Genomic DNA, 19,468 nt, shown 5'->3' with positions numbered 1-19,468 from the left:
TTTCGATCCTGCACTGCAGCATTCGTCGCAGCGTAAAAACGCGTTGGCGCGCGCCGCACACCGCGCGGCATGAACGAGGCTATAGGGGAAAAATGTCAGCGACGTGGCAGAACGCCAACGCCGGAGCGCCAGGGCGAAATCGGGCGTCGGCCCGCTGGATGGGTGAAAGCGCGCCGCGCTCAGTCGGCCAGAATGGCCTTGGCGGTTGCTTCGTCGGTAATCAGGCCATTGATGATGCGGCCCTTGAGCGCGGCGCGGATGGCGCCGACCTTCACCGTGCCGGCTGCTACGCCGACCGTCACGCAGTCCTGGTCGGGCGTATGCGGGACGCTGGTCAACCGCAGGTTGCTGCCACCCACGATCACCTTGCCCTCGCGGTCGAACGCCCAGCCGACCACCTCGCCCACGGCTCCGAGCTGGATCAGTTCGAGCAACTCGAGCCGGGTCAGAAACCGGTCCACGTACACGGGTGCCGTCTGGTCGATCTGACCGACACCGACCAGGCGCAGAGTGGCCTTCGCTGCGATCGCGTGGATGCGCTTGAACACCTGCATGTCGAGAAGGCTCCGGCATTCCTCGGGCGAGGACAGCAGCATCGGCAGCGGCATCGGGTAGTACTGCGCGCCGGTGAGCTCGCCCAGCCGGGCGATGGCGTCGAAGGGGCTGGCCGACCCATCCGGGGAGATGTTGCCCACCAGCGACACCAATTGGTGGTCGCGTGCCTGCACCGCGGGCAGGCGTTCGACGGCCGCGCGCATCGCCCGACCGGTGCCGATGCCGATGATGCTCGGCACCTCGCTGCGCAGCGTGGTCTCGAGCAGCGCCGCCGCGCGCTCGGCGATGCCGGCGATGCCACTGGGATCGTCTGGCTCGCTGGGCGCGACGTCGCAGGAACGCAGGTCGAACCGCTCCTGCAGCCGGGCAGCCAGGTCCATGCACTCTGCGATGGGATGGCCCAGGCGGAAGGTGATCAATCGCTGCGTCAGGCACAGCGACACGAGGCGCTGCGCGGTGGCCCGGGACACCTTCAGCTTGCGGGCGATTTCGTCCTGGGTGTTGCCGGCGATGTAGTACAGCCAGCCCGCCCGGGCGGCCGCGTCCAGACGGGAAGTGTCGTTTCCGGGACTTGCCATATCACCTGTTACCTGGTGCCTGTTACCTGATGGTGGCCGCGTACTCGGCATTGCCGACAGCGCTGGAAATGGCCGCTCCTAGTGTACGCATGTCGTCAAACAGTTGGTGCGCGCCGGCTTCGAGCAACGGAGCTGCCGCCTCGGCTCGACCGCGATGATGGCTTCCGCCGGTAAAGGCCCACACCTCCATGCCGGCCGCTCGCGCCGCGAGCACGCCGTGAGGGCTGTCCTCGATCACCAGGCAGTCGGCCGGGACCGCTCGCATGCGCTCGGCGGCAAACAGGAACAGGTCGGGCTCGGGCTTGCCGCGCGAGACCATTTCAGCAGTGAAGAGATGCTCGTCGAAGAACTGCGCCAGCCCGGTGATCTCCAGGCTCAGCCGCACCCGCGCCAGATCGCTGGAAGAAGCCACGCAGCGCGGGAGCGCAAGCCCGGCCAGCAGATCGGCCACGTGCGGGATCGGAAGAAGTTCGCCGCGGAACCGCTGGACCAGCTGGTCGTTGAGGTCGTGCTCGAAGTTCGGCGGCAGATCCAGCTGGTGTGCCACGGCGTGCTCGCGCACCGTGGCTAACTGGCGGCCGAGGAAGTGGCGCGTGACATAGGGAACGTCGGCGGGCAGGCCGCGCTGGGTCAGCGTCTGGGACAGGACGGAGAGCGAAAGCGGCTCGCTGTCGACCAGCACTCCGTCGCAGTCGAAGATCACCAGGGAAGGAGCTGGATTCGGTGCCACCCGCGGCTGCCTGTCGTCTGTCGGAAATTCACTATAGCAGCCGACTGAGCGAACGCATACCGCCTGGGCAAATGTATCAAAATTGAAATGGCTGCCGGAATTTGCGCGGCACGGCAAGGAGCAGTGCAGATTCTCCGGCCGCCGGACCGAGGGATCCGTGCCAAGAACTCCCCTGTGTTCGCTAGAGCGCATGGGTTGCCACGTGGCGACGGTCGACCCGTACTTCGAAAGCGGACGCCGTGCCCTGTCGGCCGGGGTTGCCGATAGCAGCGCATCGATGCGCAGCGGCGAGTCAGCCATGGGTGAGCGCATGGCATGCGCGGCACTGACGCGTAGGCGCGTGAACGCCCGGCGCGCTGCGCCAGGCCGGGCAGGGACGCGGACTGACCGAGCCGGGGAGCAACCCCCGGCCCGGGACGGCCTCGATCCGCCACGCCGGGGGGCAACCCGATGCGGCAGCGGTCGACCCAATGACAGAGAACCAATAAGAGGGCGCCCGCCGACCACAACGAGCCGGCGGGCGCCAGACGAGCAAACTCAGAAGCGCGCGTTCAGACTGACGAAGTAGGCGCGGCCGACGATGTCGTACCTGCCCGACTCGCCCATGTAGATCGACGGCAGGAAGGGCGGATCCTTGTCGGTGAGGTTGGTGATGCCCGCGGTGACGCGGAGGTTGTCGTTGAAGTGCCAGCCCGCGGAAAGATCCATGTAGCGCACCGCCGGGATCTCGTCAATGTCGAAGCTCTCCTCCGAGGCCCGGTTGCGATCGTAGATCGCGCTCCCGTTGTAGCGGTTGTGCAGCGTCACGTCGAAATCGCCCACCGAGTAGCTGGTCATCAGCGTGCCCCGCCAGATCGGATCGGCGCGGCCGCCTTCCTGGTAGGACGTGCTGGCCTCGATGCCCGGAACGCCCTGCTGCTGCTTTTGGATCAGGCGCGTCGCCTTGAGGCTCATCCGCAGATAGCCCGGGCCCACCGGCACGCGGTAGTTGATGCCGTAGTCCACGCCGCGGGCCAGGAAGCGCGCCGCGTTCATCTGCTGCGTCGAGACCTGCAGGACCGTGCGCGCCGGATCCGTGTCACGCACGATCTGGCGGCAGAACGGGTTGTCGAGCGTGGGCATGTCGACGCAGAAGTTGAGCAGGTTGTTCGCGCTCATCTGGGTCACCACGTCCTTGATGTCGATGTCCCAGTAGTCCACGGTGACGTCGAGGCCGGGGACGAAGCTCGGCTGCAGGATCACACCGTAGGTGACGCTGTCGGAGGTTTCCGGCTGCAGGTCCGGGTTGCCGCCCGAGGTGACTTCGGACACGGCTACGCTGTTGGCTGGCGGCATAGCGATCCCCATGGCCTGGCAGTTCGCCAGCCGGTTGGGGGTCTCGTAGGTGTAGATGTCCTCGCAGGGGTCGGCAAGGTTGCTCATGCTGACATTGATCGGCTCGTACAGCTCGCCGAAGTTGGGCGCGCGCACGCTGTGGGACCGCACTCCGCGCAGCGTGATGCCGCGGATCGGCGACCAGGTGCTGCCGAACTTCCAGGCCTTGGTGCCGCCGAAACTGTCGTAGTGCGAATAGCGGTAGGCGCCCTCGATCTCCAGGCGCTCGGCGAACGGCAGGTCGGCCAGCAGCGGCACCACCAGCTCACCGTAGGCCTCGCTGACCCGCATCGATTCGGAAATCTCGGCGTGCGCGGCCACGCTGGCGCTGTGCGCCAGCTCGCCGGATTTCGCCAGCGGGTCTTCCTGCGTGTTGAGCGATTCGCCCCTGTGCTCCACGCCCACGGCGAAGCTGGCGTCGCCCGCCGGCAGCGAGAACGCGGTGCCGGTGAGGCTGGCGCCGAACACGTGCTGGCTGTTGGTGCGCTTCTCCTGGCGGTTGCCGAAGATCCAGGCCGCCTCCTCTGGCGTGGGAACGTGACTGTCGAAGATGTTGAACGGCACGCAGCCACGCGCACGCATTTCGACGTCGCGGCACGCGGCCATGCCGGTCGCCGGATCGATCACCGCGTCGCGCGCGGCCAGCCAGTGCGACACGCGCACCGTGTTGGGGTTGGAGACCTCGCCGGTGTTGCGTCCGTACTGCGCGAACGCCTCCCACTGGAAGCCGTTGTCGAAGCTGCCGGCGAAGGTGTTGTCGATGGACCACAGCTCGCGGTCGTGGATGTCCTCGAACAGGCCGAAGCCGCGGTAGGCGCGGGAGATCCGCAGCCGCTCCAGGCTGTTGTCGCTCATGAAATCGCGCACGGGCCCGGGCAGGTAAGGATTGTCCAGGTACGCCCAGGCACTGCCGGCGCCGTTGAGCCAGCTGTTACGGCTGTCTTCGCGGTAGAAGCTCTTGGTGCCCTCATACCGGGTCTTGCCCACGTCCAGGCGCGCGGTGTAGCGGACCGAGTCGCTGATGTCGTAATCGAGGCGCGCGATCACCGCCGACTGGCGGATCGGCGCGCGCAGCTGGTTGCCCTGGGTCAGCGGCTGGATATCGCTCTGGAACGCGCCGTCGCCGCCGTAGAACTCGCCACGGGCATTGAGCGGCGTGTGGATGTACAGCTCCCGCACGCCACCGCCGGTGTAGCCGTAGTTGAGGTTGTTCAGCAGGAAAGTCGGGTAGTCGTTGTAGTAGAACTCGCCGAAGTCGTAGTGGACGATGCGGTCGGGGATGCCGTCGCCGATCGCGGTGTTCTCCGGGTTGACGCCGTACAGCAGCCGGCCGCGGTGGGTGCGCGGACGGTCGTTGGTGCGCAAGCCCTCGCTGTCGAGGAACGTCCCGCCGACGCTGAAGTGGCCGCGGCCGTCCGCGAAGGGGGTGCCGTACGAGGCCGACACCGTCCTGGTCTGCGCATCGCCCCGGTCGGAGATGCCGTAGCGCACGTTGGCCTGGAAGCCTTCGAGGTCGCTCTTGGTGATGACGTTGACGGCGCCGGTCACGGCGTCCGCGCCGTAGATCGCAGCGGCGCCGCCGGTCACGACCTCGATCCGCTCGATCATGCCCGACGGGATCATGTTCACGTCCACCGCCGAGCTGCGGGCCGACCCGCTCACGCGCCTGCGCCCGTCCACGAGCGTCAGGCTGCGGTTGGTGCCCATGTTGCGCAGGGAGATCGCCGCCATGCCGCCGTCGAAACCCTCGCCCTGCGCGTTGTAGCGGCCGATCCCGGAACCGATCGCCGGCTCCAGGCGCAACGCGTCTTCTGCGGACACGATGCCGATGCGCTCCATGTCCTCCATGGTGATCACGCTGACCGGCATCGGGCTGTCGAGTTCCGGACGTGCGATGCGCGATCCGGTCACAACCACGTTGGCGAGCGTCGAGACGTCTTCGCCGGTCGCAGCGGAGTCGGCCGCTGCCGGCTCCGTGCTGGAACTCAGGGCTTGGTCCTGCGCATGCAGGCTGGCGGAAGAGGAGATCGCGACCATGGCGGCGGCGATGGAGATGGCCAAACGGGAAGTCGTGGGACGCACTGCGTAATTCCTGTAGGGATGGCGTTCCCTGATGAGGACGACGCAGCCGGCGATTTCCTTCAGGCCATGTGGCTCTTCATTCTCCGGCGATGGGCCCGCGGCAGGGGAACGGTGCTGGCCTTGTTCTTGCCGACCCGGATCAGTCGGGATTCCGGGCCTAGCGAGATCCGGTGTCATCGTAGGACGACTGCGCGTGGACGCCCTCGCGGGCCGCGGCTTCGAGCGCATGCAGGGCCGCCTGCGCGCGCAGCAGCGCACCGCGATGGCGGCGATCGGCCTGCAGCCACGCGTCCAGCTCGGCCTGGCGCGCAGGCGTGAGCTCACCGAGGCTCAGGCGGGCCGCCCACCTCGCTGCCTTTTCTGAGCGGTCGCTCGATCGCGGGTGCTCCAATTCCGTTTACCTCGACTTGACCCGCATGCGTCCTCGGCCGTCATCGCGTGCAGCAGCCGCCGGATGCCGCGCACGATGTGATTCTCGACCACATTTTCGCTCACGCCCAGCCTGCGTGCCGTCTCCGCCTGCGACAGGCCGCGGATCCGGCGCAACTCGATCACCTGGCGACAGGTCACCGACAGGCTCGACAGCACCGCCGTGGCCTGCTCCAGCGTCTGGCCGGCCTCGGCCACCCGCTCCGGTGAGGGGGCCTCATCTAGGACGCACGACCACTCGTCTTCCGTCAGCGAAACGGAATTGCGATGCCGGGCCGACCGGATGGTGTCGATCGCAATGGTCCTGGCGGTGGTGAAGAAGTAGGACCTGCCGTTGCGGATGTGGTCGACCGAGTCCAGCTCCGAGATCCTGCAGTAGGCCTCCTGCACCACATCATCGACGTCCACGGTCGTACGCCAGTGGCGCAGCAGCCAGTGGCGCACCTCGGCCTCGTGCGGAAGGATCTTCTCGGCGACCCAGGCTGCGATGTGGTTGCGATTGATGTCCATGGGCATGACGGGAGGAGGTGGCGCTTCAGGCGTGTCCGCTCCCGCACCTGCGGAAGGCGGGACGCCGGGGCCTGCCGAGATTGGCCTTGCGTTATGCAATTTCGGTGACATCACCCGATCCCGTGTCGGGGCGGGTGGCCCGTGGACGCTTGAACTTCATCGATGCACCTCCTGGTCCTGGCGGATCGTCCAGCCGCGCCGGCGGCGCGACGGAGCGGTCCGGCTTCAGCTCATCCAGTTGCCGCCGTCGACGTTGAAGGTCTGCGCGACGATGTAGTCCGAGTCGCTGGATGCCAGGAACACCGCGATGCCGCGGTAGTCCGCCGGCACGCCCATGCGTCCGGCCGGAACGGCCAGGCCGACCTGGCGCTTCTTCTCGCCAGGCTGCAGGCCTTCGTACCTGGCGAAGCCGGCATCGACTTCATCCCACATCGGGGTGTCCACCACGCCGGGGGCGATGCCGTTGACGTTGATGCCGTGCTCGATCAGGCCCAGCGCGGCCGACTGGGTCAGGCTGATCACCGCCGCCTTGGACGCGCAGTAGACGCCGACCAGAGCCTCGCCCCGGCGGCCGGCCTGCGACGCCATGTTGATGATCTTGCCGCCCTGCCCTTGCTCGATCATCTGCCGCGCGGCGGCCTGGATGCACAGCAGCGTGCCCTTGACGTTGATTGAGAACTGGCGATCGAAGCCGTGCTCGGTGATCTCCAGGATCGGCGCCAGCTCGAATACGGCGGCGTTGTTGATCAGGATGTCCAGCCGGCCGAAGGCCGCGACCACCTGCTGCACCATTGCATCGACCGAAGCACGGTCGCGCACGTCGACCCGCACCCCCAGCCCCTTGTCGCCCAACGCCACGGCAACCGATTCGGCATGGTCCAGGGCGATGTCTGCGACCGCCACACGCGCACCCTCCGCGGCGAGCGCGCGCGCCATCTCGGCGCCGATGCCCTGTCCGCCGCCGGTCACTATCGCGACTTTCCCGTCAAGTTTCATATCAGTCCTCGAGGATGGAATGGCCACACCGGCCGTACGGGTGCTTCATGGGTCGAATGCCGGCGGAACCGGAACGGTCGGCGCGCTGCCGCCCCGCGTCGCTTCCGAATAGGGTGCCAGCGCATGCCGCACGGCGGCGATGCACAGCTCGCGCGCGCGCGCGGCCACCCTGCCCGCCGACACCAGCGGATACAGCGGCGCCAGGAACTGGCTGACCAGCGTCTCGGGGATATCCACGCCCTCGAGCCGTGCGAACAGCCGGTCGACGGCGGCCACCGCGCGCGGGTGGCTCCAGTAGTAGCGGATGCGATCGCTGTAGCTGAAATGGCGCTGGACCAGCAGCTGGTTCGCGCTGCCGTGATAGTAGTCCTTCCAGTAGCCCGGCTCGGACGTCATCAGCGCTTCCATGGCCGGACGCAGGCCGTTCGCGTCCTCGTCCACCTCCGGCGCCAGCAGCTCGGCGATGCAGTCGAGCCCGTACAGCGCCTCGCGCAAAGCGAAGGTCAGGCCCGGGCCCACTTTCAGGATGGCAAAGCCGTCCTCGACCAGGTCCGTCAGAGCGGTCACGGGCTGGTAGTCGGTGGAATGCGCTTCGAACACCAGGCCGTCGGCCTGCTCCAGCGCGGCGCTCAGGGCGTGCGCCTTCGCGCGGTCGTAGAACACGACGTTGGCGTTTCCGAATTCGACGCCGGGCTGCACCACTGCCGCGATCACGCGCCCGAACGCCTCTCCAAGACCCAGCGCGTCGAACGCCTGACGGTGTACCCGCAGCGTTTCGAGTGCGGCCTCGGGCGTGGTCACATCCAGCTCGCTGATCTCTTCCAGCGCGCCGCCGGGCACCGGCACCTCGGTGCCGATCACGTACATCGGCGGCGGATGGCCAGAGCGCGCCGCGGCACGCTCGGCCACCTGCGCTAGCTGGGCAGCGCGCGCAGCCGTGACCTCGTTGTCCAGGGCCACAGGCTCGCCGCTGCAGCCCATGCTGGTGTCGAGGTGGATCTTGGTGAACCCCGCCAGCACGTAGGCCTCGACCATCGAGGACGCCTCGTCCATCGCCGCATCGGCCGGCAGCGACTTCCAGGGATTGGGACCCAGGTGGTCACCGCCCAGGAGGATCCGGTCGTTGGCCAGGCCAACCCGGTCGGCGATCCCCAGCACGAAGCGTCTGAAGTCGGCGGGAGTCATGCCGGTATAGCCGCCCCTGTGGTTGACCTGGTTGCAGGTGGCCTCGATCAGTACCGGCCGCGACTCTTCCAGCCCGTGGCGCAGCGCCGCCTCGATGACCAGCGGATGGGCCGAGCACACTGAGGTGATGCCGCGCACGCGCGCGCAGGTGGATCCGGAGGCGGCATTCGTCGTCATCGTGGCGATGCTCATGGTGCGGAAACCGGAGCGCGGGCGGGTGCAGCGGCCATTTGCGCGACGAAGCGCTCGAGCTCGGCTCTGGACGTGTTGCCTTCCATCGGCCCGCGCGTCATCACCGCCCGTGCGCCGCTGGCGTTGGCCAGGCGCAGGCAGGCGTCCGGGCTCGCGCCACTAAGCCAGCTGGCCACGAACGTGCCGCCGAAGCTGTCGCCGGCACCGGTTGGGTCGACTTCCGTGACGGGGATCGGGTCGACGGCCAGGGCGCCAGAGCGGTCGTGGTAGGAGGCGCCCTCGGCCCCGCGCTTGACCACGATCGCCTGCACGCCGCGCTCGAGCAGCTCGGCGATCGCGCCGGCTTCGTCGGTCCGCGTGGTCAGCAGCGTCAGCTCTTGGCCGCTGGGCATGAACAGGTCGGTCGCGGCGAGCACCTGCTCCAGAGCCTGGCGCATGCCGGGGATGGCCAGCATCTCCTTGCGGGCGTTGGGATCGAACGAGACGCTGCCGCCCCTGCTCTTGACCTGCGCGATGGCATCGAGCGTCAGCTGCGTCACGCCGGCCGAGAACAGCGACGAACCCATGACGTGGAGATGGGTGGCGCTGTCGATCGCGCGCCGGGGGGCAGCGCCACTCGCGATCGCCGCGCAGGCGGAGCCGACGATGTTGTAGACGAAGTCGCGCTCGCCGCTGGGGCGGTAGCGCACGAAGGCGCTGCCGGTCGCGAGCACGGGCACCACCTTGACCGCCGAGACATCGACGCCGCTGCTGCGCAGGCGCTGGATGTTCACCCGCCCGAAATCGTCGTCGCCGACTGCACCCACGATCGCGCAGGCCACGCCGTTGCGCGCCACCTGGTCGATGAAGATCGCCGGCGCGCCGGAGGGATACGGGCCGCTGAAGCGCTGCAGCTCCAGGAAACCCTCGCCGATCTGGTCGGCCATTATCTCGACCAGGATCTCGCCGATCACCAGCACCTTGGGCGGTGTCAAGCGCGGTCGCGGCGCGGCGGTGGGCGTTGTGGTGTGGCTTGTCGGCACGTGTTTTCCTCCTGCCCTGGGGGTGGCCGGACCACATACGCCAAGGCCCCCGAACGCAACGCCCGGAAGCATAAACCTTTACACGCGTAAAAGTAAAACCATACCCTTGTCAGCGCTCGGACACCGGTCGCCAATAATGACGGCCGTCGACGATAGACTTCCGGACGCCGCCGTCCCTCACTCGCCCACTCACCAGGCCGGCCGGCGCGGCCTCGCCCGAAGCCGGCCGGGCCGGTCCGCGGGCCTCAACCAAGAGCACTTCAGGTCCAATGTCGAAGATCAGAACGATGGAGGAACTGGCCGCGGCCAGCGGCATCTCCAGGCCCACGCTTTCGAAGTTCTTCAACGATCCGAGCAGCGTCCGCGCACGGACGCGGGCCAGGATCGAGGAGGCGATCAAGCAGTACGAGTACCACCACAACATCTTCGCCAGTAACCAGAACCGCCGGCATCCCCGAACCCTAGGCATCCTGATGCCCCACCTGACCGACCCCTTCTATGCCGAGGTGGTGCGCCACCTGGAGACCTTGTGCGCAACCAGGGGATACTGGGCCATCGTGCTCAGCTCGCACGGCGACCGTGAACGCGAAGAGGCCGCGCTCAGGACGTTGCTCTCGTTGAAGCTGGCTGGCGCCGTTGTGGCCCCATTGGGAACTCAATCCAACCGCAGGGTCTACGCCACCCTCGCGCGTGAACTTCCCGTGGTCCTGCTCGACAATCGTGTCGAGCTCGATGTTCCCTTCGTCGGCACCGACAACGAGACCGGCATCCACTTGATGGTCGAGTACCTCGTGCGGACCGGCGAGCCTCCCTGCTTTCTGGAGATGCCCGCAGTGAATGAGAACGCCGCAGGTCGGCGCAGGGCATATCTCGCCGCGGCCAAGGCTTCCGGATTCGAAGCCCATGTCATTCACACCAAGCGGAAGGATTGGGACTTCGAACTGGCCGGATTCGAAGCAGTCGACACAGCGCTGGGTGGCCGGGGCCTGCCGTCGACGACCCTGCTTTGCGCGAACGATCGTCTGGCATTTGGCGCGTTGTCCGCCGCAAACAAACGCGGGCTCAAGGTTGGACGCGGCGAAGATTGTGATCTGCGTATCGCCGGCCATGACGACCATCCACTTAGTCGTTACGCCTGCCCCTCTTTGACGACCATCGCGCAGGACTTCAGTGCACTGTCAACCGCAGCATTCGAAATCCTGGTAGATCAGCCAGGACCGGAGCTCCGGCCGGCAGCCCAGTTCATTCCAAGCCATCTGGTCATGCGCGACTCCGCCTAGGGCCAGTTGCCCCCGAGTTCCCACGCTGCACGTGCTCGCCACAGAAGGTACGAGCAGTCGTAGTAGCCGCTGGCGACACCCGCAAGCAGCGCCGGATCAGTCGAACCGGAAACTCATCGCGGCAACGTTCGATCACCTGTGGTGGATTACTGCGGCGCTTGACACGAACACTCCTCATGGCCTCGATCGGCCTTCGCGTAAGCGTCCGTGATCTCGGGCTGGAACCCTTCTGGTGCTCGGACCTCGCGCCGGGCATCGCCGGCGAAGACAGCTACGTCGATGGCGGCTACAACATCGTCGGCATGACCGGGTTGGAAGCCGAATGAAGCGTATCCCGGCAGCTTCCACGCCAACGAAAAAGCCCGGCACAAGCCGGGCTTTTTCATGGGTGCGCAATCCGCTGCCTGCTACAGCTGCGACTCCACCACCGTCACCTTCATCTGCCGGCGCAGCGCGCGCTGCAGGGTCTGCGCATCCTCCGCGCCGATCAACGAGGCCATCTGCTGGCGGAACATGTCGCGCTCCACGTCGCTGGCCTCCGAAGCGTCGCCCGGCTTCACATTCCCCACCGTGAACACCAGCCTGCTGCCGTCGGACAGAGCGACATGGCCGGCCGAAACCTCGCCTTCCCCAGGCGCCGCCACGCGGAAATAGGCTTCAGCAGCCGCCTCGTCAGGCACCGGCGTACCGCGCGGCATGCCCGTGAATTCCTGCAGCTGCAGCGATGCCGCGTCCGCCAGCGCCTGCAGCGTCTCGCCTGCCTGCAGCTTGGCCACCATGGCCTCGGCGTCAGCCTCGGCGCGCTTGTCCGCGCGATCGGCGCGGATGGCGGCGACGATGCGGTCACGCGCTTCGTTCACGCCCAGCGCGCGTTCGGGCTCGTGTTTGGTCACCCGGATGATCACGCTGCGGTCCGGGCCGACTTCGATCGGATCGCTGGCGGTGTTGTCCTGCACCAGGCTTTCCGAGAACGCCGCGCGCTGCACGGCGGGCACCGCGATCACGCCTTCGCCCTCGCCGCGCGCGATCGGGCCTGCGGTATGCACCTGCAGGCCGGCCGTCTTCGCCGCTGCGGTCAGCTCGGTGGGATTGCGGTAGACCTCGTCGACGAAGCCACCGACCAGGTCGTTGAACGCACGTTCGCGGTCAGCCAGCACCTGTTCCTGCGCCAGCGTGTCGCGCACCTGCTCGAACGGCACCTGGTGCCCGGTCCGCACCTCGCGCAGCTGGATCACATGCCAGCCAAACTGGCTGCGCACCGGATCGCTGACGCTGCCGGCCTCGGCGGCGAACACCGCATCCTCGAACGGCTTGGCCATGCCGCCATCCTGGCGGACCCAGCCCAGGTCGCCACCGTTGGCGGCCGAACCCGGATCACCCGGATTGGCCCGTGCCAGTTCCGCGAAATCGGCGCCCGGCGCACGCGCCGCCTGCGCGAGCTCCCGCGCCTGCGTCTGGGCGGCCTGCTGCGCGGCGTCGTCCGCGCCCTGCTCCACAGGAACCAGGATGTGCGACACCAGCCGCTGTTCGGGTTCGACGAAGCGTGCCTTCTCCTGTTCGTAGCGTTGGCGCAGCGTGGCCTCGTCGGGCTCGGGCGCGGCCGGCAGCGTGTTCGAATCAAGTTCGACGTACTCGAGCGTGACCCGCTCGGGTGCGCGGTACTCGTTGCGGTGCTCGTCGTACCAGGCCTGGATCTCCACAGCCGACACGGCTCCCGTATCCGCCGCGGGTGGCGGGAGCACGACGAAGGACACGTCGCGACGCTCACCGAGCAGGGCCATGATCCGCCCGGTCTCCGACGACGTGGTAAACGCCGACTGCGCAACCTGCCCCGCCAGCAGCGCGGCCTGCAGGTCCTCGCGCACCATTTCCTGGAAGCCACGCGGCGAATAGCCCTGTGACTGCAGGGTCAACAGGTAGCGCTGCTCGTCGAAGCGGCCATCCACCTGAAACGCGGGAATGGCGTCGATGGCTTCGCGCACGCGCGAATCGCCGACCACCATGCCGTCACGCACCGCTGCCAGCTTGAGCACCTTGCGGTCGATCAGCGCCTCAAGCAGCTCGCGCTTGGTCTCGGGGGATTCGAACGCGCGCGCGTCGAAGGCCTCACCCCCGGCCTCGCGCCGGCGCTGGCGCTCGGACTCGAAGGCTTCGCGGAACTCTTCCGGGCTGATCTCCTCGGACTCCCACGCCAGCCGGCGCACGAGCCACCAGTCGGGCGCACTGCGCCACCACGACGGCTGCACCTCGACCTTGGCGGCGTAGTTGGCGCCGCTCTGGAACAGGTACTGCTCCATGCCGAAGAAGGCGAACGGAATGGCCAGGAGCGCGACGATGACGATCGCGAACCAGCCGGACATCTTGTCTCTGAGGGTCTGCAGCATTGGGCAAGCGGAGTCGGGACGTAGCCGCGCAGTTTACCCGCTTGCCGCCGCGAGGGGCGGCGAAGCGCCTTCGGACGGTTTTTGCGGCCCATGGAAGCGATCGAGGGAAGTTGGATGCGGTAAGGAAGAGCCCCTTTCCGGGCTTCCGACGAACGCCACGCCCTGTCGGCCGGGGATCGCTTTTCGCTCGGTCAGGGCATCCTGCCCTGACTCGCGCGCAAAACATCCATGTTTTGCTTGCCGCAATCCCCGGCCGCCAGTGCGCGGCTCACTGCTACTGGTGCGGCGATGCTTCTATTGCAGCTTTCGAAGCCACGCCAGTGACTGGACGATGGTCGTTCCGGGCCGGGGGTTGCGGAAAGCAGCGCATGGATGCGCTGCGGCGGCGAGTCAGCCATGGATGGCTGACCGAGCCGGGGAGCAACCCCCGGGCCGGGACGACCCCCGGCCGCAGGCCTGATCCACTCGCTTGCAACCCGGCCAACTCCCTCGCAGAGGAGAAGACCCAAAAAAAAGACCCCGCATCGCTGCGGGGTCCTTCGTATCGAAATGGCGGAGCGGACGGGACTCGAACCCGCGACCTCCGGCGTGACAGGCCAGCATTCTAACCAACTGAACTACCGCTCCGCGCTTTGATCTTGAAACTTTCCCCGCAGTTTTGCGCCCCGTTGCCTGGTGGGTGCTGAGGGTTTCGAACCCCCGACCCTCTCCGTGTAAAGGAGACGCTCTACCGCTGAGCTAAGCACCCGTGCAGGGGAACTCAGGAGCCGCTCAGTTTACGGCATCCTTCAGCGCTTTGCCAGCCTTGAACGCAGGATTGTTGGACGCCGGGATTGCGATCGGCTCCTTGGTGCGCGGGTTCAGACCGGTACGCGCGGCCCGGGCCTTGACCGAGAAGGAACCGAAGCCGACCAGGTTGACCGTGTCGCCGCGCTTGAGCGCCGCGGTCACCGATTCAAGCACCGCGTCGAGCGCGCGCCCGGCATCGGCCTTGGACAGCCCTGCCTTGTCGGCGACCTGGTCGATCAATTCACTCTTGTTCACTGGCATGTTGGACACTCCGTGTGCGGACCGCAGCCCGCCTTGCTGGGGACCAGGCCCCTTGTCGACGGGGGTTCCCGCGACGCGGCCTGGCCATGAGGATGGAATCTGGAATCCGCGGCATTTTACGCGGAGGCGCGGCCGAATACGACAGCCGCGACGTGGGTTTGCGGATCAACCGGTCATGCATTCAATCGTTAGGCCAGCGTGAAGCATGCGAAGCGGTCCCGGTTTGCACCATCGACCTCAGTGCTTGACGTCCGCTCCCGGCGTCTTCTCCTTGCGTCGACGCACGATCGCGCTGCGCGCAGGCGCAGTCGCCTTCACAGCCTCCGGCTGTGCAACCGCCAGCGGCCGCTCCAGCGCCAGGTCGAGGACCTCGTCGATCCACTTCACCGGCACGATCTCGATGTGGTCGGTGACGTTGGCCGGAATGTCCGCCAGGTCCTTGCGATTCTCTTCGGGAATGATGACCGTGGTAATGCCACCGCGCAGCGCAGCGAGCAGCTTTTCCTTGAGCCCGCCGATGGCCGTGACCTTGCCGCGCAGCGTGATCTCGCCGGTCATCGCCACGTCGGCGCGCACCGGCACCTTGGTCAGTGTCGACACCAGCGCGGTCGTCATGGCAATGCCGGCACTGGGGCCATCCTTCGGCGTGGCGCCGTCGGGCACGTGCACGTGCACGTCCTGCTTCTGCAGGAAATCCACGTCGATCCCCAGGCGCTCGGTGCGCGCGCGCACCACGCTCAGCGCGGCCGAGGCCGATTCCTTCATCACGTCGCCAAGCTGGCCGGTCAGGATCAGGTTGCCCTTGCCGGGCACCAGGGTCGTTTCGATCTGCAGCAGATCGCCGCCTGCCTCCGTCCATGCCAGGCCGGTGACCGTGCCGATCTCGTTGTCCTGTTCGGCGCGCCCGAAGTCGAAACGGCGCACGCCCAGGTAGGCGTCGAGGTTGTCTGCACCGATCTTGACCGCCTTCACCTTGCCCTTCTTCGGCCCGGCCAGCGCGATCTGCTTGACCACCTTGCGGCAGATCTTGGCGATCTCGCGCTCGAGGTTGCGCACGCCCGACTCGCGCGTGTAGTAGCGCACGATGTCCTGGATGGCATCGGTCGCGATCGCGATCTCCTCGTCCTTCAGGCCGTTGCCCTTCATCTGCTTGGGCACGAGGTATCGCGTGGCGATGCTGATCTTCTCCTCCTCGGTGTAGCCGGGGATGCGGATCACCTCCATGCGGTCGAGCAGCGGGCCAGGGATATTGAGCGAGTTCGATGTCGCGATGAACATCACTTCGGACAGGTCGAGGTCGACCTCGAGGTAATGGTCGTTGAAGGTGTGGTTCTGCTCGGGATCGAGTACCTCGAGCAGCGCCGAGGACGGATCGCCACGGAAGTCCATCGACATCTTGTCGATCTCGTCGAGCACGAACAGCGGGTTCTTCGCGCCCGCCTTGTTGAGGTTCTGCACGATGCGGCCCGGCATCGAGCCGACGTAGGTGCGCCGATGGCCGCGGATTTCGGCCTCGTCGCGCACGCCGCCCAGCGCCATGCGCACGAACTTGCGGTTGGTCGCCTTGGCGATCGACTGGCCAAGCGAGGTCTTGCCCACGCCGGGCGGCCCGACCAGGCACAGGATCGGGCCCTTCATCTGCTTCACACGCGTCTGCACCGCGAGGTATTCAAGGATGCGCTCCTTGACCTTCTCCAGGCCGTAGTGGTCGGCGTCGAGCGTATCCTGCGCGGCCTTGAGGTCCTTGCTCACCTTGCTGCGCTTGTTCCACGGCACGCCCAGCAGCCAGTCCAGGTAGTTGCGGACCACGGCGGCTTCGGCCGACATCGGCGACATCTGCTTGAGCTTGTTGAATTCGTTCTTCGCCTTGGTCTCGACCGGCTTGGGCATGCCGGCCTGGGCGATCTTGCGGGCGATCTCCTCCATGTCGTTGGGCGCCTCGTCGATCTCGCCCAACTCCTTCTGGATCGCCTTCATCTGCTCGTTGAGGTAGTACTCGCGCTGCGACTTCTCCATCTGCGACTTGACCCTGCCGCGGATGCGCTTCTCCATCTGCTGCACGTCGATCTCGCCGTCGACCAGGCCGACCAGCAGCTCCAGCCGTTCGGCGGTGTCCACGCTTTCGAGCAGACGCTGCTTCTCGCCCAGGCGCACCCCCAGGTGCGCGGCCACGATGTCGGCCAGGCGGCCCGGCTCGTCGATGCCGGCCAGGGTCTGCATCAGCTCCGGCGGCAGCTTGCGGTTGGTCTTGACGTACTGCTCGAACAGCGAGACCAGCGAGCGCGCGATGGCTTCCACCTCACGCGCATCGCGGCTTTCCACCAGCTCGATCACATGGCCCACGCCCGCGAGCGTGCCGTCGACCTCACGCACCTGCGACACGCTGACCCGCGACACGCCTTCGACCAGCACCTTGATCGTGCCGTCGGGCAGCTTGAGCAACTGCAGCACCTGGGCAAGCGTGCCAATGCCGTGCAGGTCGTCGCCTTCCGGATCGTCCGTCTCGGCCGATTTCTGCGCGACCAGCAGGATGCGCTTGTCGCCTTCCATCGCGATATCGAGCGCACGGATGGACTTGTCCCGGCCGACGAACAGCGGGATCACCATGTGCGGGAACACCACCACGTCGCGCAGGGGGAGGACGGGCAGTTCCAGCGATTCGCTGCGGGGTCGATCGGTCATTGCGGGTTCCATGGACAGCGGAGCGGCGGGAGCCGGGCGGCACGACGCCGCCCACTGCTGGGTTATGGGGCCCGGCGGGGAACGATGCAAGCGCCGCGGGCGAACGCAGTATCCCGGACGGCGGACGGTGGTCCGCCCATCGGAGCAGCGGCTGCCTGCCTTGCCGGCACACCGTCATTGCCGCGAACGCGGGTCGTTGCTGGGTCGTGGCGCAACGCGGGGCGGTTACGCGACCGTCATCCCGTGAACGGCGGACTGTTCCTGCGACGTCATGCCACGAACGCGAGGCCGTTCCGTGACCGTCATCCCCGCGCTCGCGGGGATGACCGCGACAGCTCGCGCCGCGACCGCGGCTACTCGGCCGAGGCGACCTTCGGTGCGGCCGGCGGGGTCTGGTAGATCAGGTAGGGCTCGGTCTTGTGCTCGATCACCGACTCGTCGACCACCACCTTGCTGACGTTCTCCAGCGAAGGCAGCTCGTACATCGTGTCGAGCAGCACCGATTCGACGATGGTGCGCAGACCGCGCGCGCCGGTCTTGCGCTTGATCGCCTTCTTGGCGATCGCGCTCAGCGCGTCGGGACGGAACTCCAGCTCCACGCCTTCCATCTCGAACAGCTTCTTGAACTGCTTGCTGATCGCGTTCTTGGGCTCGGTGAGGATCCTCACCAGCGCCGGCTCGTCGAGCTCCTCGAGCGTGGCGACCACCGGCAGGCGGCCGACGAACTCGGGGATCAGGCCGAACTTGATCAGGTCCTCGGGCTCGACGTGCGCCAGCACCTTGCCGGTGTCGGTCTTGCGCTCGGAGCTCTTGAGCTTGGCGCCGAAACCGATGCCGCCGGCCTCGGTGCTGCGCTGCTGGATGATCTTGTCCAGGCCCGCGAACGCGCCGCCGACGATGAACAGGATGTTCTTGGTCTCCACCTGCAGGAATTCCTGCTGCGGATGCTTGCGCCCGCCCTGCGGCGGCACGCTTGCGGTGGTGCCCTCGATCAGCTTGAGCAGCGCCTGCTGCACGCCTTCGCCGGACACGTCGCGGGTGATCGACGGGTTCTCGGACTTGCGCGAGATCTTGTCGATCTCGTCGATGTAGACGATGCCCTGCTGCGCCTTCTCGACGTCGTAGTCGCACTTCTGCAGCAGCTTCTGGATGATGTTCTCGACGTCCTCGCCCACGTAGCCGGCTTCGGTCAGCGTGGTGGCGTCGGCAATCGTGAACGGCACGTTGAGCAGGCGCGCCAGGGTCTCGGCCAGCAGGGTCTTGCCCGAACCGGTCGGGCCGACCAGCAGGATGTTCGACTTGGCCAACTCGACCTCGTCGTTCTTGCTGCGACTCTCGATGCGCTTGTAGTGGTTGTACACCGCAACCGCGAGCGTGCGCTTGGCCCGGGTCTGGCCGATCACGTACTGGTCCAGGACCTCGAGGATCTCCTTCGGCTTGGGCAGCGAACTGCGCGCCGACTGGGCCTTCTCCTCGAGCTCCTCGCGGATGATGTCGTTGCACAGCTCGACGCATTCGTCGCAGATGTACACGCTGGGACCGGCGATCAGCTTCCGGACCTCATGCTGGCTCTTCCCGCAGAACGAGCAATAGAGGATCTTGTTGCTGTCGCCGGAACGGCCCTGGCGGTCTTCAGTCATGAATGGATCTGGCTTGCTGATGCGGTCACGGTTTGAGAATAGCACAGCGCCCGGGGGCGCAAAGATCGCGCCACCGGAACACCGTTTTCGTTTTCAATCAATTACTTAAGCGGGCTGGATCGACTCTTCCGGACGCCGCTCCAGGACCTCGTCGACAATGCCGTATTCCCGGGCCGCCTCGGCGCTCTTGAAGTTGTCACGTTCGGTGTCGCTGGCGATGGTTTCGATCGACTGGCCGGTGTGTCGAGCCAGGATCTCGTTCAGGCGCTGCTTCAGGGACAGGATCTCGCGGGCATGGATGTCGATGTCCGTCGCCTGGCCCTGGAACCCGCCCAGCGGCTGGTGGATCATCACCCGCGAATTGGGCAGCGAGTAGCGCTTGCCGGCCGCGCCCGAGGCGAGCAGAAGCGCGCCCATGCTGGCCGCCTGGCCCACGCAGATGGTGCTCACGTCGGGCTTGATGAACTGCATGGTGTCGTAGATCGCCATGCCGGCGGTGACGATGCCGCCGGGCGAATTGATGTAGAGGCTGATGTCCTTCTCGGGGTTTTCGGCCTCGAGGAACAGCATCTGCGCCACGATCACGTTCGCCACGTGGTCATCGATGCCGCCGACCAGGAAGATCACCCGCTCCTTCAGCAGCCGCGAGTAGATGTCGTAGGCGCGCTCGCCGCGGCTGGTCTGTTCGACCACCATCGGAACGAGGTTGAGGGCCCTGGTCTCGTAGCTCATGGATCGATTCTCGCTTGCGGGTCGTGGGCTGGCGGACGGGCCGGCCC

General features: G+C 66.8%; 15 protein-coding genes and 2 tRNA genes. 2 read left to right on the top strand and 15 right to left on the bottom strand.

Annotated features, from left to right (window positions below; genetic code table 11):
• Positions 1-179 precede the first annotated feature (179 nt).
• The 8 genes from ACW5DW_RS04775 to ACW5DW_RS04740 form a co-directional block, all read right to left on the bottom strand.
• Positions 180-1,184, bottom strand: a complete 1,005-nt coding sequence (locus tag ACW5DW_RS04775; RefSeq protein WP_457017611.1) for a sugar-binding transcriptional regulator — start codon at positions 1,182-1,184, stop codon at positions 180-182.
• Positions 1,156-1,836: an HAD family hydrolase gene (locus ACW5DW_RS04770; RefSeq protein ID WP_457017610.1), complete on the bottom strand. Its 681-nt coding sequence runs from the start codon at positions 1,834-1,836 to the stop codon at positions 1,156-1,158. The genes ACW5DW_RS04775 and ACW5DW_RS04770 overlap by 29 nt, the downstream gene beginning before the upstream one ends.
• A 564-nt stretch (positions 1,837-2,400) precedes the next feature.
• Positions 2,401-5,298 carry a TonB-dependent receptor gene (locus ACW5DW_RS04765; RefSeq protein WP_457017609.1) on the bottom strand — a complete coding sequence of 966 codons (2,898 nt, stop codon included), beginning with the start codon at positions 5,296-5,298 and terminating at the stop codon, positions 2,401-2,403.
• A 178-nt stretch (positions 5,299-5,476) separates the two neighbouring features.
• Positions 5,477-5,710, bottom strand: a complete 234-nt coding sequence (locus tag ACW5DW_RS04760; RefSeq protein ID WP_457017608.1) for a FecR/PupR family sigma factor regulator — start codon at positions 5,708-5,710, stop codon at positions 5,477-5,479.
• On the bottom strand, positions 5,650-6,258 hold the full coding sequence (locus ACW5DW_RS04755) for an RNA polymerase sigma factor (protein ID WP_457017607.1): 609 nt from the start codon (positions 6,256-6,258) through the stop codon (positions 5,650-5,652). The genes ACW5DW_RS04760 and ACW5DW_RS04755 overlap by 61 nt, the downstream gene beginning before the upstream one ends.
• Before the next feature lie 225 nt (positions 6,259-6,483).
• Positions 6,484-7,254: an L-iditol 2-dehydrogenase gene (locus ACW5DW_RS04750; RefSeq protein WP_457017606.1), complete on the bottom strand. Its 771-nt coding sequence runs from the start codon at positions 7,252-7,254 to the stop codon at positions 6,484-6,486.
• 45 nt (positions 7,255-7,299) lie between these two features.
• The gene (locus ACW5DW_RS04745; protein WP_457017605.1) at positions 7,300-8,616 is read right to left on the bottom strand and encodes a D-tagatose-bisphosphate aldolase, class II, non-catalytic subunit; all 1,317 of its coding nucleotides are present in this window, start codon (positions 8,614-8,616) and stop codon (positions 7,300-7,302) included.
• An 11-nt stretch (positions 8,617-8,627) separates the two neighbouring features.
• Positions 8,628-9,653, bottom strand: coding sequence for a sugar kinase (locus ACW5DW_RS04740; protein ID WP_457017604.1), 1,026 nt, complete (start codon positions 9,651-9,653; stop codon positions 8,628-8,630).
• Positions 9,654-9,940: 287 nt separating this feature from the next.
• Here ACW5DW_RS04740 and ACW5DW_RS04735 point away from each other — a divergent pair, with 287 nt between their 5' ends.
• Together ACW5DW_RS04735 and ACW5DW_RS04730 are read left to right on the top strand one after the other, a co-directional pair.
• On the top strand, positions 9,941-10,933 hold the full coding sequence (locus ACW5DW_RS04735) for a LacI family DNA-binding transcriptional regulator (RefSeq protein WP_457017603.1): 993 nt from the start codon (positions 9,941-9,943) through the stop codon (positions 10,931-10,933).
• A gap of 176 nt (positions 10,934-11,109) precedes the next feature.
• Complete coding sequence (locus ACW5DW_RS04730; protein ID WP_457017602.1) at positions 11,110-11,259, top strand: hypothetical protein; 150 nt, start codon at positions 11,110-11,112, stop codon at positions 11,257-11,259.
• Between the two features lie 81 nt (positions 11,260-11,340).
• Here ACW5DW_RS04730 and ACW5DW_RS04725 read toward each other — a convergent pair whose 3' ends face one another.
• The 7 genes from ACW5DW_RS04725 to clpP all read right to left on the bottom strand — a co-directional run bounded on the left by ACW5DW_RS04725 (position 11,341) and on the right by clpP (position 19,421).
• Entirely contained in the window at positions 11,341-13,317 is a 1,977-nt protein-coding gene (locus ACW5DW_RS04725) for a SurA N-terminal domain-containing protein (protein WP_457017601.1), read from the bottom strand.
• A 550-nt stretch (positions 13,318-13,867) separates the two neighbouring features.
• Positions 13,868-13,944 (bottom strand) — tRNA-Asp (locus ACW5DW_RS04720).
• Between the two features lie 46 nt (positions 13,945-13,990).
• Positions 13,991-14,065, bottom strand: a tRNA-Val gene (locus ACW5DW_RS04715).
• Positions 14,066-14,088: 23 nt separating this feature from the next.
• Entirely contained in the window at positions 14,089-14,376 is a 288-nt protein-coding gene (locus ACW5DW_RS04710; RefSeq protein WP_457017600.1) for an HU family DNA-binding protein, read from the bottom strand.
• A gap of 228 nt (positions 14,377-14,604) precedes the next feature.
• Positions 14,605-17,049, bottom strand: coding sequence for an endopeptidase La (gene lon, locus ACW5DW_RS04705; RefSeq protein ID WP_457017599.1), 2,445 nt, complete (start codon positions 17,047-17,049; stop codon positions 14,605-14,607).
• Positions 17,050-17,402: 353 nt separating this feature from the next.
• Entirely contained in the window at positions 17,403-18,689 is a 1,287-nt protein-coding gene (clpX, locus tag ACW5DW_RS04700) for an ATP-dependent Clp protease ATP-binding subunit ClpX (RefSeq protein WP_457017598.1), read from the bottom strand.
• 105 nt (positions 18,690-18,794) lie between these two features.
• A complete protein-coding gene (clpP, locus tag ACW5DW_RS04695; RefSeq protein ID WP_457017597.1) occupies positions 18,795-19,421 on the bottom strand; it encodes an ATP-dependent Clp endopeptidase proteolytic subunit ClpP in 627 nt (208 codons plus the stop codon).
• Positions 19,422-19,468: the final 47 nt, after the last annotated feature.

It is taken from the genome of Luteimonas sp. A482 (assembly GCF_054072655.1).
Note: the sequence above shows the minus strand (reverse complement) of the source record. Positions and strands in the feature narration are given on the sequence as shown.

Bases quoted from the DNA above. Each gene is read 5' to 3' on its own strand.
- lon (WP_457017599.1), bottom strand. From the start codon at position 17,049: ATGACCGATCGACCCCGCAGCGAATCGCTGGAACTGCCCGTCCTCCCC.
- ACW5DW_RS04775 (WP_457017611.1), bottom strand. From the start codon at position 1,184: ATGCCGAGTACGCGGCCACCATCAGGTAACAGGCACCAGGTAACAGGT.
- ACW5DW_RS04735 (WP_457017603.1), top strand. From the start codon at position 9,941: ATGGAGGAACTGGCCGCGGCCAGCGGCATCTCCAGGCCCACGCTTTCG.
- ACW5DW_RS04730 (WP_457017602.1), top strand. From the start codon at position 11,110: ATGGCCTCGATCGGCCTTCGCGTAAGCGTCCGTGATCTCGGGCTGGAA.
- clpX (WP_457017598.1), bottom strand. From the start codon at position 18,689: ATGACTGAAGACCGCCAGGGCCGTTCCGGCGACAGCAACAAGATCCTC.
- ACW5DW_RS04745 (WP_457017605.1), bottom strand. From the start codon at position 8,616: ATGACGACGAATGCCGCCTCCGGATCCACCTGCGCGCGCGTGCGCGGC.
- ACW5DW_RS04755 (WP_457017607.1), bottom strand. From the start codon at position 6,258: ATGGACATCAATCGCAACCACATCGCAGCCTGGGTCGCCGAGAAGATC.
- ACW5DW_RS04725 (WP_457017601.1), bottom strand. From the start codon at position 13,317: ATGCTGCAGACCCTCAGAGACAAGATGTCCGGCTGGTTCGCGATCGTC.
- ACW5DW_RS04750 (WP_457017606.1), bottom strand. From the start codon at position 7,254: ATGAAACTTGACGGGAAAGTCGCGATAGTGACCGGCGGCGGACAGGGC.
- clpP (WP_457017597.1), bottom strand. From the start codon at position 19,421: ATGAGCTACGAGACCAGGGCCCTCAACCTCGTTCCGATGGTGGTCGAA.